The following is a 14,486-nucleotide window of genomic DNA, read 5'->3' as shown; positions in this document are numbered from 1 at the left end:
TAAACCTGTTTTTTTCTCTTATATAGGCCATTTGATTAGAATCCTTTTGGGCATATGTTTATTTTTTATGCTGACAATCCAACTGTCTTACGCACAAAAGATCATTGCTATTCAAGATAAAGTCCCTCATTATATTTTTTCCTATGGAGAAATCGAGTATTTGGAAGATCGCACTAACGCTTTAACATTGTCTGATGTTTTAAAGCCTGCTATGCAGTCAGAATTTATTCCCAATGAAAAGTATACTCCTAAAAACTATCATCTAACTTCTGCTTACTGGTACAGATTTAAAATAAAGCATTCCCGGGCATCTGCTAAAAATTGGGTACTTGAATTTTTTGATCAGTCAGTTAATCATTTTAGTCTGTTTGTACCCAAGAAAAATGGTCATTATCAAGCTTATTATTCTGGGACTGCTTATCCATTTAGTCAAAGAGAATATCAACACAAAAACTTCATTTATGAACTTAATAATGATACTGACGCCACACTTACCTATTATGTAAGGATCAAGTCTTCGCAATCTGTAAGTGCCATTATGGTATTAAGGGATATCCGCTGGTTCGTGAAATATGCATTGAATGAATACCTGATCTTCGGATTGTTCTATGGGATGGTAATTGTTTTTAGTTTGTATAATCTGCTCATGTTTTTTGCGGTCAGGCAAATGCAGTACCTCTATTATGTATTGTATAATCTGAGTATCGGCTTATACGAAATGAGTATTGATGGTATCGCCTTTCAATACTTGTGGCCAAACTCGCCTTTATGGAATGAATACGGTATTGGCATGGCTTTATATTCAAGTAGTGTTTTTGCGTTAATGTTTACGCTTAATTTTCTCGGTGTTAAAGCTAAGGCTCCCAGACTTTATCAATTAATTATCTGGGTTATCAGCTTACGCAGTTTGTTTTTTATCATATGCCTGTTTAATAAGCAGCTATTTAGTTATAAACTGGTAGAATTGATCCCATTGCTGGTTGCTTATGGAACTGGTATCTATATTCTGAAGAACCATTACCGGCCTGCAATGTTTTTTGTAATTGGTTATTCATTTCTGGTCATTGGTTTTCTCATTAAAATTCTGCTGTTACTCAATGTGTCCTGGATGCCATATGGACCATTTTCTTATTATAGTCTGAGTTTCTGTTTTGTTTTTGAGATGATCCTGGTTTCTTTTGCTATTGGTGAAAGTGTCCGCACCTTACGTAAAAATGAAAGTGAGGTGCAAAAAAGAATGATCCATCAATTACAAGTAAATGAAAGTCTGAAAGATACGTTGAATAAAGAATTGTCCACGCTGGTTGATGAGCGCACACAAGAAGTCAGCTTAAAAGCTTCTATTATTGAAAAACAAAATGAAGAAATTTCCTTAATGAATGCGATGCTGGAAAAGGATAATCAGGAGCTGCATGTGAATATCGAGAAGGTAACGAAAGCCAGGGTGATGTCAGACCATGTTGATTTTGCAGAGTTCAGTAAGATTTATCCAGATAGAGAAACTTGTTTTAAATATCTTTCTGAGCTGAAATGGGCAAATGGATATGCCTGCCGTAAATGTATGAATACGTTTTTTCTTGCCGGTTTCTTACCCTATAGCAGGAGATGTACAAAATGTGGGTATGATGAATCTGTAATCGCCTATACCATTTTCCAAAATAGCAAGATCCCGATTAATAAGGCTTTTTATATGCTTTTTCTCGTGTATTCTACCAAAGGGAAGATTTCTTCTCATAAGCTTTCCGGATTATTGCTCATCAGGCAAAGTACATGCTGGGCTTATAATAGTAAAATGCAGAAGATCCTGGAAGAACGTAAAAAGGAATTAAAAGCCAGTGGGGAAGGGGGATGGAGCAAACTGGTGCTGGATTCAAATCATTAAGTGTCCTTATAATTTCACCTGCCTGATGATATTCTTAATATTCAATTCTACGATATCAGTCATGGTATTGCAGTTTAAATAGTTCAGGTCAGCAAAGTGTTCGGACATTCCTTTTTTCAAAGAGGCTATGTTTTCTGGTGTAGTTAATATCTCGGTATTGGATACATCCCGCAAATCTGTTAAACGATGCCGCTCACTACGAACGCGATGTAGTATTGAAGACTTCTCTTCCTGCTGGTATTGCAGAAAGGTCTTATCAGATAATTGCTCCATACACATCTTTACATATGGAAGGTTCTCTTTAAAGAACTGCGCAAGGTATACTTTGATATTTCCTTCATAAAATTGCTGGTCAAAGTCAATAGCCCTGATCCGGAACTGGATGTCGTCAAAATCTGGCGTAATCTGTACTACGAAATTATAAGCCCGCATATCGCCTAATAACATAACTAAACAGCGTTCGTTGAATTTTACAAATTCCTTCGCTATACGCGTAGGATTGTATTCTGGATTATGTAAATACATTTTTGCGAAAACATCTCCTGGTATTCCAGCCACATGCTCTTCAATCAATGTTTCTCCATCCACAAGATAATTGACCTGGTTTGGAGACAGGATTTCTTCCAGTTCAAGTCCATAAATCCGTGATGCATCAGCTTTTTTAACATAAAAATAGTCGTATACATCATTTAGACGGTTTACAATTTTAATCCGGAAAGGATGTGTATTCCCAAAGGTGCAGTATTCAATTCTCTCAATGTACTTATGCTGTACAATACGCAGATTACCAGATGCTTTTAAATTGGCGTAAATGACCTTCAAGCCATTATGCAGCTGCTCAATCCGTTCTGCGGGATAAATAGGCCCTTCCCAAAGTGAGTCTTTTCCATACTTATCCATAATTGGATAAGCTTCGTCAAAGACTAACAAATCATTGTAAGTAATCGGAAGTTTTGAATCCCGCTGATAGGTTCTCAGGTACTTCTGCAAAGCAGGGGTAACTGGGAAAATTGGTTTTTTGCGGGATATTTTTACATCATTAGATTCCATGTACTGGTAATTTACGCTTAATCACTGGTAATATATGCTTTCTTTTCTGCTGCAATCGCTATATCTTCAGCATCTGGTTCCATTGCCTCTTGTTGAAGGGAGGCCTTTTTCTCATATTGAAGATCGATATAAATTGGGAAATGATCGGAATCAAAATTTGCCAGGCGTTTGATTTGCTTTAGTTTAAAGTCTGTAGAGATAAAAGCATGGTCTAGTGGAAAACGCATAATTGGATAATGTGCATGAAAGGAATTGAAAAATCCTCTCCCTCTTCTTGGGTCTAACAAGCCACTCATTTTTAAAAATAGCTCCGTTGTATAACTCCACGCTACATCATTCATATCGCCAATAACAATCACGGGATCTTTACATTTCTGCGCAAGATCTGCAGTGAGCAGCAATTCCTGATCTCTTTCAGTTGATCTTGGGTTTTCATTAGGTACAGGTGGAGTTGGGTGTAACGCATATAACTGAATCCGCATTCCATTTTTAAGCATAACACCGGTATGAATAGACGGAATATCTTTTTCTACGAGGTAAAGAATTTCTGACGCTATCAATTCCAGTTTGGAATACAAAAGCATGCCATAAGTATTTTCCAGTGGTATGCGAACATGGAACTTATAGGTGTTTTCCAGTTCCCTTGTTTCGGTATCCCAGCGTTGGTTAGTCTCTAATAGCAGGACAAGGTCAGGGTCATTTTTATGTATTTCCTGCAGACAGCCCTTTGAATTGGTATTGTCCTGATAAACATTAGCAATCATAATACTCAGACTCTGCGTTGGAATAGCTGTTGTTACACGGATTACTTGCTTTTTCCCCAGCGGAGTGAAGGGGACAATTTGTATAAAAAGATAGCCAATATTCAACGTGACTAAACCAATCAGCAACCAATAATACAGCAGTTGTCCATGGTAAAAAAAGATAATCAGGAGTAAACAAATAATAGAAAGTACCAGCTTTTGCAACCTTGGATAATCGAAAATCCGGAAAGTCCAATAGTCGTGTTTGACAATTGATAGTAAAGTAAAAGAGAGCAGAAGAATTGATAATGTGATAATAAACGCGTGCATTCGCCGATTTTAAAAAGAACTATTTAAATATTTTTTTAAACTTAGTGATTTATCCCGGCTCACCAAAACAGGTTTCTCATTTGCAGGGATCAGCTTAATTTTAGTTTACCATTAAAGACTGTGTATTAATCCTGGTATTCCATCCCCTCAGCGCAAGTATTGTTCCCGGATATTTTCAAACTCAGTTTTGAGCCTCTTTCACGATAACGGATATTAATTTATTGCTCGAGATAGGGGTATAGCAACCGAATCGCGTTTACAGAATTATAAAAGTCGTTTTAGCAGCGCTCTAAACTTAAAAAAAATAATTATATGAAATTAAAAATCCTGTTATCATTGATCGTAACAACGCTCTTACTCAGTTGCAATCCTTTCAAAAATAATGAGATTAACAAAGTGATTAATGCTTTCTATGATCACCACAAAGGGCCGTTTGAAGAGGTGAATAAAAACTTACTCTCCGCTGGTTTATCCGCTTTAGTAGACAAAGCGATTGCAGAAGAAGTCAAATCTGTCGAAGAACTCAGCGCTTTAAAATCAACAGATAAGCCGAATAAGATTGAAGGCGATATTTTCACCAGCCTATCAGAAAGTTTCACTTCTTATGAGATTGGCAGAACTACTATTTATGACAATAAAGCCACTGTTCAACTCGAATTTACCAATAGCAAGATCGGCAGCGAGAGTTGGAAAGACGATATTGAATTGATTAAAGAGAATGGGGCCTGGAAAATTGATAATGTGCGTTTTAAAGGAGAACGTTCTTTTGGAAAAAGCACTAAAGATGTGTTATCGCAGTTTTTGACCCCAATCACCGCAGTAAAATCAGATGCCGATGATCAGCGGTGCAGACTGTCTGCGGGCAATCAATATCAATGGAGTAATCTTAAAAAAGGATGTATCCTTGTGCTTGAATTGCCTATCAAATTAAGAAGCATGGATAGAACTTCAATAGCAAGTGTCATCTTTTCCGATGATCAGAAAAAAGCAGAAGTATTTACACAAAACACCAGCTGGGTATTGAATAAAAAGTCATTAACGGCTTATGAATCAGAATTTTCTGATAAAGGTGTGTTCTTGGAGAAAAGAAATAATGTCTGGAGGCTCGGAGCGTTGAAAGACGGTAAAACTATCTATTCAGGATATGTTGAATAGCATAGTCATCCATTAAAATACCTGTAAAAATAAATCCATACCCTAATGAATAGCAAAATCTTATTATCAATTATCGCCGCTGTAATTTTATTCGGTTGTACTAATTCTAAAAGCAATAGCGCGGCTAAGGCTGTAGACTCATTTTATAAAAATTATGAAGGTCCCTTTGAAGAAGTCAATAAGACCTTATTGTCAAGAGAACTGGCCACATTAATAGACAAGGTTGTTAAATTGGAAGCGCAATCAGCTGCTGAATTAAAAGCTGCAAATTCAACAGGTAAGCCAGCCATGATAGAAGGAGATATCTTTACAAGTCTGTACGAAAGTTATACTTCTTTTAAAATAGTCCGGGTGAAAACTGATGGGGATCTGGCTACCGTCCGCGTGGAGTTCACCAATAACCGGGAAGGAGATATAGTGTGGACAGATGAAGTGCGGCTGATTCGCCAAAATGGGAACTGGAAAATAGATGATGTACGTTACGGCTTGAAAAATGCGCCCCGCCCTAACCTTAAAAAAGGGCTGTCAGATTTCCTGGCTCCGGAGCCTGTTGTCAACGAAAGTTAACAAGCTCTGGAAGATGTAAAAGACAGCAAAACGATTGAATTGATAAATGAAGTTATTGTGTTATCATTCAAATACTTATAGGTTAATTTTGGTGATATTATTTATTGTCCTGTCTGAATAATTGCTTATATTAGATAGTGCTATTTTTTAGCTAAAAACCAAATATTAAGCTTATGAAAACCAAAATTCTATTTTTTCCTCTTATTGTTGTGACGCTCTTATTTAGCTGTGACAATACTAAAAGTAGTGGGACCACTAAGGTGGTTAACACATTTTACAAATATTATAAAGGCAAATATGTCGGCGCTGATAAAGGAATGCTTTCGGCCTCGTTAGCTGGGTTAATTGATAAAGCACTTGAAAAAGAAGCGGCTTCAGCAGAAAAGATGAAAGCCTCGAAATCAACAGATAAGCCAGATATGATTGAAGGCGATATCTTTACCAGTTTGAATGAGGGATATACCAGGTTCAAAATTGGGGAGACTAAAATTGAAGGTGATCAAGCTATAGTCACTGTAGAATTTACCAATAAGAATTATAACAATACGACATGGAAAGACGATGTGGTACTGATTAAAGAGAACGGCGCCTGGAAGATTGATAACGTCAATTATAAACAGAATGCAGGTGCAGGCAAAAATATCAAAGCAGTTTTAACTCAATTCTCCTCTGCTGCAGTTTCTACACCCGGGACGATGGTTGGCGGATAAAAAACAAACAATATATACCTTTTAAAATAGCCTGTTCATTTATGGACAGGCTACAAGGTGAAAAACTGACCAGAGTAAGTGGTCAGGATGGTCATTTAAATCGATCCTATTCCTGGTCTGGCTTCTTTATATATCCTTTCAATACGCTATCATCAATTAATGTTTCAGTAAAATCCCAGATCGTTTTAGATCCATGCTGAATTTTGCTGGTTTTGTCCATCACGGTATCATAAGGTACATTGTGTTCAGTCCAGGTGCCGCCTTGATTGGATACGTTCTGTAAAATTGGTTCAAATCTATCCATGGAATGCGCAAACATGGCTTCTGCAGTATCTCCTGTTTCAAATTCTTCCCAGATTGCAACAAATTCTTTTGCTTGTTTTGCAGGCAGTAAACCAAATATTCTTTCTGCTGCTTTACGCTCAGCTTCTGTATTGTCATGGTTTACAATGGTATCATAGAGAAAAACATCACCCGAATCAATCTCGACCAGATCGTGGATCAGCAGCATTTTCAAGACTTTTAAAATGTCTATTGGTTCATTGGAATGTTCAGCTAATGTTATTGCCATCACCGCTAGATGCCAGCTGTGTTCAGCATCGTTTTCTCTGCGGTCACTGTTGAAAAGGCGGGTTTTCCTCTGGATGTATTTAAGTTTGTCGATTTCGTGAATAAAAGCGACCTGCTGTAGTAATATATCTAAATTCATAATGATAAAATCGTTCCCAAATATAGAAAGTGAAATGGTTAATAGGGGAATCCGGTAAGAATTTCTAACTTAAAGCGCAGAATAATCATTTAGCGTAACCTCCATATAAAATGAATAAAACCATACACCGCGACCATCAGACCACGAATAAAATATTTGATAACAGAAGTTTGGAGAAAGATTACGCTACGCTAATTCCGATCCTTAAAAATGGTTTGCGTGTACTGGACATTGGCTGCGGAACCGGAGCGATATCAAAAGATATTGCCGAAAGGGTAGGCCCTGATGGCTCTGTCACCGGAATTGATCATACGGAGAAATTTATCATTAGTGGTAAAGAAAGTTATCAGACAACCTCAAATCTGGAACTTGTTCACCATGACTTATTTAGCTATGAAGCTGAAGAGAAATTCGACTTGATTGTCTCCGCTCGTACTTTACAGTGGTTAAGCAATCCAAAAGAAGCCCTGTTAAAATTCAAATCATTATTAAAACCAGGAGGTCAACTTTCTATTCTGGATTATAACCATGAACAGTTAAGCTGGCAGCCAGAGCCACCCGAAAGTATGTTGTCTTTTTACCAGACGTTTTTAAAGTGGCGTGCTGATGCAGGAATGAACAATCATATCGCCGAAGACCTGGCCGGTTATTTTGCCGAAACTGGTTTTCTGGAAATTGAAGTGTTTAATGCTGAAGAGGTTTACCAGCAGCAGGATGACAATTTTTTACAACGGATTGGCATCTGGTCAAAAGTTGCAGGTTCCACACAAATGGTTGAAGAGGGTTATCTGGAAGATTCCCTTAGATTAAAAGCAATTGAAGATTATGACCAGTGGATAAGCACTGATGCAGAGCAAATGATCATGAAGTTAAAAGAAGTAAGAGGGAGAATAGCTCTGTAATTCTACATCTTATGGTATAATCTGCAAAATAACACGTATATATTTGCAATATATAGCAACATAGAATTTATTTAAATTAAATTTGCGCCATAAAAACATACCATGATTTATTTCTTCTCCAACGAGCTTAATACTGTTTTTGCTTTACAATCAGAGCAAACTCTCTCATCGTCAGATATTTCAAAGTTAACTTGGCTGTTTGGCGGTGCCCAATTCAAACAAGAAACCGTTTTGACGGAGTTCTTTATTGGTCCGCGCGCTGCAATGGTAACTCCATGGAGCACGAATGCTGTTGAAATTACCCAGAATATGGATATTCACGGGATCATCAGAATTGAAGAGTTCAAAAACACAACAGCAGATTTTACTGACTTTGACCCGATGCTGTTTCAAAAGTACAGTGAACTTAATCAGGAGATTTATACCATCAGCATTCAACCAGAGTCAATTCTGCCAATTGAAGATATTGCAGCGTATAATCAGCAGGAAGGTCTTTCTTTAAGTGAAGAAGAAGTAGATTACTTAAATAAATTAGCAGAAAAACTTGGGCGTAAGCTAACAGATTCAGAGGTATTCGGTTTTTCTCAGGTCAACTCAGAACATTGTCGTCACAAGATTTTCAATGGTACTTTTGTAATTGATGGAGAAGAACAGCCTTCTTCATTATTCAAACTAATCCGTAAAACATCTGAAGCTAATCCTAACGGAATTGTTTCAGCCTATAAAGATAACGTAGCCTTCGTTAAAGGCCCGAGAGTTCAGCAATTTGCACCTAAAAGAGCTGATGTACCGGATTATTATGAAATTAAAGATTTTGACTCAGTAATTTCACTCAAAGCAGAAACGCATAACTTTCCGACTACTGTAGAACCTTTCAATGGTGCTGCTACAGGTTCAGGAGGAGAAATCAGGGACAGATTAGCCGGTGGCCAGGGCTCATTGCCATTGGCAGGTACTGCTGTTTATATGACTTCGTTCTCGCGTCTGGAAGAAAATCGTCCATGGGAAAAAGCAGTAAATGAAAGAGACTGGTTATACCAGACTCCAATGGACATCCTGATCAAGGCTTCAAACGGAGCTTCTGATTTCGGTAACAAATTTGGTCAGCCATTAATTACAGGTTCGATTCTTACTTTCGAACATGAAGAAGACGCCAGAAAACTAGGTTATGATAAAGTAATCATGCAAGCAGGCGGGGTAGGTTATGGAAAAGCTGACCAGGCTCAAAAAGAAAAACCAGCGCTGAATGACAAAATCGTTGTTTTAGGCGGAGAAAATTATAGAATAGGAATGGGTGGTGCTGCGGTATCTTCAGCAGATACAGGCGCTTTAGGTTCAGGTATCGAATTGAATGCCATTCAGCGTTCTAATCCTGAAATGCAGAAAAGAGTTGCCAATGCTGTGCGTGGTATGGTAGAAAGCGATCACAATACGATTGTATCTATTCATGATCATGGAGCTGGCGGGCACCTGAACTGTCTTTCTGAATTGGTGGAAGAAACTGGTGGAAAGATTGATTTAGATAAATTGCCGGTTGGTGATCCGACCCTTTCTGCTAAAGAAATTATCGGTAACGAATCTCAGGAACGTATGGGGCTGGTGATCAGTGAGAAAAACATCGGCACCTTACAGAAAATTGCTGACCGTGAGAGGGCTCCAATGTATACTGTAGGTGAGGTGACAGGTGATCATCGTTTTACTTTTGAATCTGCAACCAATGGTTCTAAACCAATGGATCTGAAAATGGAAGATATGTTCGGCAGTTCTCCAAAAGTAATTATGCAGGATAAAACGATTGATAGAAAATATCAGCCTGTAACTTATGATACTGCAGAACTGAATACTTACCTCGAACAAGTATTACAATTAGAAGCTGTAGCCAGTAAAGACTGGTTAACAAATAAAGTTGACCGTTGTGTAGGTGGGCGTGTAGCTAAACAGCAATGCGCAGGACCCTTACAATTACCATTGAATAACTGTGGTGTAATGGCTTTGGATTTTCAGGGTAAAGATGGTATCGCAACTTCTATAGGGCATGCGCCGCTTTCTGCACTGATTGATCCTGCAGCGGGAAGCAGAAATGCCATCGCAGAATCACTTTCAAATATTGTTTGGGCTCCATTAAAAGATGGTTTGGAAAGTATTTCACTATCGGCCAACTGGATGTGGGCTTGTAAAAATGAAGGAGAAGATGCACGCTTGTATAAAGCTGTAAAAGCGTGTTCAGAGTTTGCGATCAGTTTAGGAATTAATATTCCTACTGGTAAAGATTCTTTATCGATGAAACAGAAATATAAAGATGGGGAAGTTATCGCACCAGGTACAGTAATTATTTCTGCTGCCGGACATTGCGATGATATTACCGCAGTAGTAGAACCTGTTTTACGTAAGAGCGGTGGTGCTATCTATTATATCAATCTTTCAGGAGACCGTTATAAATTAGGTGGTTCATCATTTGCACAAATCTTAAACAAAGTTGGTACAGAAACTCCTGATATCTTAGATGCGGGACAATTTAAAACGACTTTTAATACGTTACAAGAATTAATTAAAGCTGGAAAAATACAAGCAGGACATGATATAGGCAGTGGTGGTTTAATTACTACGCTTTTAGAATTATGTTTTGCAGACCGTAACCTGGGAGCATCCCTTGATCTTTCTGCTTTAGGGGATCAGGATATTATAGAGACACTTTTTGCTGAAAATATAGGTATCGTATTCCAGGCTGATGTGAGTGCTGAAGCGCTTCTGAATGCGAATGGTGTTGTTTATCATCAAATTGGTACTGTGACAGAAACAGCCCAGCTGACTGTTAAAAACGCAGCTGGTAACTGGAGTTTTGATATTGATCATTTACGTGATGTATGGTTTAAAACTTCTTACCTGCTTGATGAAAAACAAAGCGGCCCGGTTAAGGCTAAAGAACGTTTTGATAACTATAAAAACCATGTATTAAATTATAGTTTTCCTTTAAACTTCGATGGAAAAAAACCAGTTATTGATGCTGCTAAACCAAGACCTAAAGCTGCAGTGCTTCGTGAAAAAGGAAGTAATTCAGAAAGAGAATTGGCAAATGCGATGTACCTGGCTGGTTTTGATGTGAAAGATGTGCATATGACTGATTTAATTTCAGGCAGAGAAACATTGGAAGACATTCAGTTTATTGGTGCAGTTGGTGGATTCTCTAACTCAGACGTTTTAGGATCTGCTAAGGGCTGGGCAGGGGCGTTCTTATACAATGAGAAGGCAAAACAAGCGCTTACAAACTTCTTTAAACGTGAAGATACCTTATCAGTTGGTGTTTGTAACGGTTGCCAGTTGTTTGTAGAACTTGGTCTGATCAATGAAGATCATGAGGAAAAGCCTAAAATGTTACACAATGATAGTGCTAAACATGAGAGTATCTTTACTTCATTGACTATACAGGAAAACAATTCAGTGATGCTTTCCACTTTAGCTGGCAGTACTTTAGGGGTATGGGTTTCGCATGGTGAAGGAAAATTCCAGTTGCCATATGCAGAAGATCAATACAATATCGTCTCAAAATATGCTTATGAAACCTATCCGGCCAATCCTAACGGATCTGATTACAATACTGCAATGATCAGTGATAAAACAGGTAGACACTTGGTGATGATGCCGCACATTGAACGTTCATTGTTCCAATGGCATTGGGCTAACTATCCTGAAGGACGTAAGGATGAAGTTTCTCCATGGATGGAAGCTTTTGTGAATGCAAGAGAATGGATTGAAAAATTAGCAAAATAAATTAGCTAAAATAGCTGGAACTTGCAAATAAACAAGTTCTTTAGAATGGCCTGATGTACTATCTTTGTATAGTAATCAGGCCATATTTATATCAGGAGGTTTTATGAAAAAGGGTTTATTATTATTGCTGCTATTATTTACTTACCGTGTGTACGCGCAGGATGTAGTCTACGAAGTTAAAATTGGTACAGCAAGTAAGTATCAAAAAGATCCTACACCCAGATTAGCGATGTATCTCGCTTTTGATCTGCTTTTTCCTGACCGTTACCTGCCGCTGCAACTTTTTAGGCTTAATGGCGTTAAAAAGATGAAAATTGAAAATCTTGCTGATCCATCTAAAAACTTTGTACTCCTATTTAACAGAAGAGGGCAGTGGAAAGCAATGCAAACTGTAAATGATACCTTAGCTGTAACTTATAAAAATGGTGCACCTGATGAATTTATAAACCATTCTGGTAGCTTTAATCAATTTCAGTATGCTGGTGATACGGTAATTTCAGTGCATAACCAAAAGATAGACCGTTATGTCCGCAAAGGCAGAATTTTTCATAAAGTGAATAAGCATGCTGATAAATTATCACAACCGATAACGATTTATTCTAATACGAACTGGGATTTGCCCCTGACCATCCATTATAAAGAGCATCCGGATGATGATGAAATGAATATGATGACAGAAAACTTCTTTAACGATGTCAAGGGAAACCTGATTCTGGATAAGACAATTCACACGAACCGATCACATCTGGTCTTTAAAATGGAGAACGGGTTACCTGTCACTTTGAGCACCATTAAACAGCAGTTATCCGGGCCTGAAAAATCAGTAAAAGAGTCGGGTGCGAAGCCAGAATTGCTTAATTTCAGCTACGAATATTTTGAAAAAGAAAAAAAAACAAAATAAAATATCGTCACTTTGAACGGTAAAATTCAAGCGTTCTATTCAGGAGTCAGATTTACGGTACAAGTGGTTTGAAATTATGCATTCAGATTCCGGAAAATGAACCAGCTAAGGATGACTGAATATCGGTAAAAATCAAGCCTTAAGTTTGCTGACACGCCTTTTTTTATTGTTCAATAATTCTTGTAAATCCTCTTTTAAGGTAATAAAACCGGGAAGAAATTTCATGTCTTTTTTGCAGTATAAAATCAGCTGAATTATCCCCTTTTTTTTCTTGTTTTTACCACCTTAAATTCCGCTGATTCTAGCTCCATATCCGCCACAGGGGCTAAAAACCGATAAATTATGCTTACCTTTGCCTCGGTTTTAGTTTAAACGTCCGCTGTTAAAGACGCCATCTGAGCGTTAAATTCTAGAAAGAAACAGCACAATTTCTGTTTAAATATTCAGGGAATTTACTCCCTGAGCATTTGTTAATTAATGTTTTATTTAAAGCATTTTATGGTACGCGGCAATTAAGTCAGCGTATATAAACTTTATTTATGAAAATAAAATTACAGCACTTATTAAGCTGTATAGTATTTACCGTTATTTTACCTTTAACACTAATAGCGCAAGACTCTGCATCAATAAAAAAGGATACCATAGCAATAAAAAAAAGTACCTTGACAACTCCTTTAAAAAAGGATACTACAATCACTCCTTTGCGTCCTGACAAACCAGTGCTGAAAATTGGAGGTGCATTAAGATTCAACTACAATTTATCGTCCTGGAAAAAAGAACAAGTTAAAAGAGGAGGTGATTTTGGCCTTGATATGTTTCGTATCAACGCAGACGTTGCTTATAAAAAGCTGGATTTTCATGCAGAATATCGCTTTTATTCTAAAGATTTTGGAGGAAGCTTTCTGAAAGAGGGTTATGTGAGATATCTTTTCAATGACAGTACCCATCTGGATATCGGACTTGTTCAGAATCCATTTGGAAATACAGCCTATAACTCTCACAATTGGTTCTTTAACCTTCCATATTATGTGGGTTTTGAAGATAAGTTCTCGATGGGGGTTAACTTCCATCAACGCAGAAACCGTTGGATTTATGATATTGCCTTCTTTAAAAATGCCATGGAGCTGAACTTCGGTGATAAATCCGGAACAGACCCATCCCGTTACTCTTATGACGTTGCCGGCAGAAACAAAGAGGTGAATCAAGGTAATATCAAAACAGAGTATTTGATAGCAGAAGATAAGAAAATTGGAATTTCCGGCATGGTTGGTGGCGTATACAATATCCCAACAGGAAGAATGGGAGCCAGGTGGGCCGCTGCATTACACACAGATCTCAGGTTTGGTAAGCTTAATGTTAAGTTGCAATCAATGTACTATCAATATAATCTATCTGACTCATCTCAGTATAAAAATATAGTACAATTAGCTGCCTATGGTTCATCCTATGATGTCGCCCGCAAGGCTTACCTGCATACCGCATCTTTCGCTTATACACAGCCTGTAAAATTGGGCCCGGTTAAGTCGCTTGTTTTTTATGAAAACTACTCTTATATGAACAAACCACAAGCTGGATTTAAAGACACACAGATGAATGTACTTGGCTGTATGATCAATGCAGGAAACCTGGTGACTTATGTGGATTGGGCAGCAGGAAAAAATCAGCCCTGGTTAGGGCCGGATTGGCAAAACGGATTATCTACAGGTAATCCGGATTCAAAATGGAGTAGCCGGTTCAATATTAATATTGGCTATTATTTTTAACGTAAA

Annotated in this window: 11 protein-coding genes; 8 read left to right on the top strand and 3 right to left on the bottom strand. The window is 37.8% G+C overall.

Going from position 1 to position 14,486, the window contains the following annotated elements; all coding sequences use genetic code 11:
* Positions 1–67 precede the first annotated feature (67 nt).
* Positions 68–1,882, top strand: coding sequence for a 7TM diverse intracellular signaling domain-containing protein (locus tag AY601_RS09705; RefSeq protein WP_068407381.1), 1,815 nt, complete (start codon positions 68–70; stop codon positions 1,880–1,882).
* Positions 1,883–1,888: 6 nt separating this feature from the next.
* Here the strand turns inward: AY601_RS09705 and AY601_RS09700 are convergent, their stop codons facing one another.
* Together AY601_RS09700 and AY601_RS09695 are read right to left on the bottom strand one after the other, a co-directional pair.
* A complete protein-coding gene (locus AY601_RS09700) occupies positions 1,889–2,932 on the bottom strand; it encodes a hypothetical protein (protein ID WP_068399885.1) in 1,044 nt (347 codons plus the stop codon).
* 17 nt (positions 2,933–2,949) lie between these two features.
* A complete protein-coding gene (locus tag AY601_RS09695) occupies positions 2,950–4,005 on the bottom strand; it encodes an endonuclease/exonuclease/phosphatase family protein (protein WP_068399883.1) in 1,056 nt (351 codons plus the stop codon).
* A gap of 312 nt (positions 4,006–4,317) precedes the next feature.
* Here AY601_RS09695 and AY601_RS09690 point away from each other — a divergent pair, with 312 nt between their 5' ends.
* From AY601_RS09690 to AY601_RS09680, 3 genes are all read left to right on the top strand, one after another.
* Positions 4,318–5,160: a DUF3828 domain-containing protein gene (locus AY601_RS09690; RefSeq protein WP_068399880.1), complete on the top strand. Its 843-nt coding sequence runs from the start codon at positions 4,318–4,320 to the stop codon at positions 5,158–5,160.
* Between the two features lie 45 nt (positions 5,161–5,205).
* A complete protein-coding gene (locus AY601_RS09685) occupies positions 5,206–5,727 on the top strand; it encodes a DUF3828 domain-containing protein (RefSeq protein WP_068399876.1) in 522 nt (173 codons plus the stop codon).
* A gap of 173 nt (positions 5,728–5,900) precedes the next feature.
* Positions 5,901–6,437, top strand: coding sequence for a DUF3828 domain-containing protein (locus tag AY601_RS09680; RefSeq protein WP_068399873.1), 537 nt, complete (start codon positions 5,901–5,903; stop codon positions 6,435–6,437).
* A 106-nt stretch (positions 6,438–6,543) separates the two neighbouring features.
* Here the strand turns inward: AY601_RS09680 and AY601_RS09675 are convergent, their stop codons facing one another.
* The gene (locus tag AY601_RS09675; RefSeq protein WP_068399870.1) at positions 6,544–7,146 is read right to left on the bottom strand and encodes an HD domain-containing protein; all 603 of its coding nucleotides are present in this window, start codon (positions 7,144–7,146) and stop codon (positions 6,544–6,546) included.
* Positions 7,147–7,256: 110 nt separating this feature from the next.
* Between AY601_RS09675 and AY601_RS09670 the strand changes: the two genes are divergently transcribed.
* From AY601_RS09670 to AY601_RS09655, 4 genes are all read left to right on the top strand, one after another.
* Entirely contained in the window at positions 7,257–8,048 is a 792-nt protein-coding gene (locus AY601_RS09670) for a methyltransferase domain-containing protein (protein WP_068399867.1), read from the top strand.
* 102 nt (positions 8,049–8,150) lie between these two features.
* Positions 8,151–11,816, top strand: coding sequence for a phosphoribosylformylglycinamidine synthase (purL, locus tag AY601_RS09665; protein WP_068399865.1), 3,666 nt, complete (start codon positions 8,151–8,153; stop codon positions 11,814–11,816).
* A gap of 103 nt (positions 11,817–11,919) precedes the next feature.
* Positions 11,920–12,717 carry a hypothetical protein gene (locus AY601_RS09660; RefSeq protein WP_068399862.1) on the top strand — a complete coding sequence of 266 codons (798 nt, stop codon included), beginning with the start codon at positions 11,920–11,922 and terminating at the stop codon, positions 12,715–12,717.
* A 539-nt stretch (positions 12,718–13,256) separates the two neighbouring features.
* The gene (locus AY601_RS09655) at positions 13,257–14,480 is read left to right on the top strand and encodes a hypothetical protein (protein WP_068399860.1); all 1,224 of its coding nucleotides are present in this window, start codon (positions 13,257–13,259) and stop codon (positions 14,478–14,480) included.
* Positions 14,481–14,486: the final 6 nt, after the last annotated feature.

This window comes from Pedobacter cryoconitis (genome assembly GCF_001590605.1).
Classification (GTDB): Bacteria; Bacteroidota; Bacteroidia; order Sphingobacteriales; family Sphingobacteriaceae; genus Pedobacter; species Pedobacter cryoconitis_A.
Note: the sequence above shows the minus strand (reverse complement) of the source record. Positions and strands in the feature narration are given on the sequence as shown.

Coding starts and splice junctions, on each gene's coding strand:
- AY601_RS09680 (WP_068399873.1), top strand. CDS start 5,901: ATGAAAACCAAAATTCTATTTTTTCCTCTTATTGTTGTGACGCTCTTA.
- AY601_RS09705 (WP_068407381.1), top strand. CDS start 68: ATGCTGACAATCCAACTGTCTTACGCACAAAAGATCATTGCTATTCAA.
- AY601_RS09675 (WP_068399870.1), bottom strand. CDS start 7,146: ATGAATTTAGATATATTACTACAGCAGGTCGCTTTTATTCACGAAATC.
- AY601_RS09690 (WP_068399880.1), top strand. CDS start 4,318: ATGAAATTAAAAATCCTGTTATCATTGATCGTAACAACGCTCTTACTC.
- AY601_RS09670 (WP_068399867.1), top strand. CDS start 7,257: ATGAATAAAACCATACACCGCGACCATCAGACCACGAATAAAATATTT.
- AY601_RS09695 (WP_068399883.1), bottom strand. CDS start 4,005: ATGCACGCGTTTATTATCACATTATCAATTCTTCTGCTCTCTTTTACT.
- AY601_RS09660 (WP_068399862.1), top strand. CDS start 11,920: ATGAAAAAGGGTTTATTATTATTGCTGCTATTATTTACTTACCGTGTG.
- AY601_RS09655 (WP_068399860.1), top strand. CDS start 13,257: ATGAAAATAAAATTACAGCACTTATTAAGCTGTATAGTATTTACCGTT.
- AY601_RS09685 (WP_068399876.1), top strand. CDS start 5,206: ATGAATAGCAAAATCTTATTATCAATTATCGCCGCTGTAATTTTATTC.
- purL (WP_068399865.1), top strand. CDS start 8,151: ATGATTTATTTCTTCTCCAACGAGCTTAATACTGTTTTTGCTTTACAA.
- AY601_RS09700 (WP_068399885.1), bottom strand. CDS start 2,932: ATGGAATCTAATGATGTAAAAATATCCCGCAAAAAACCAATTTTCCCA.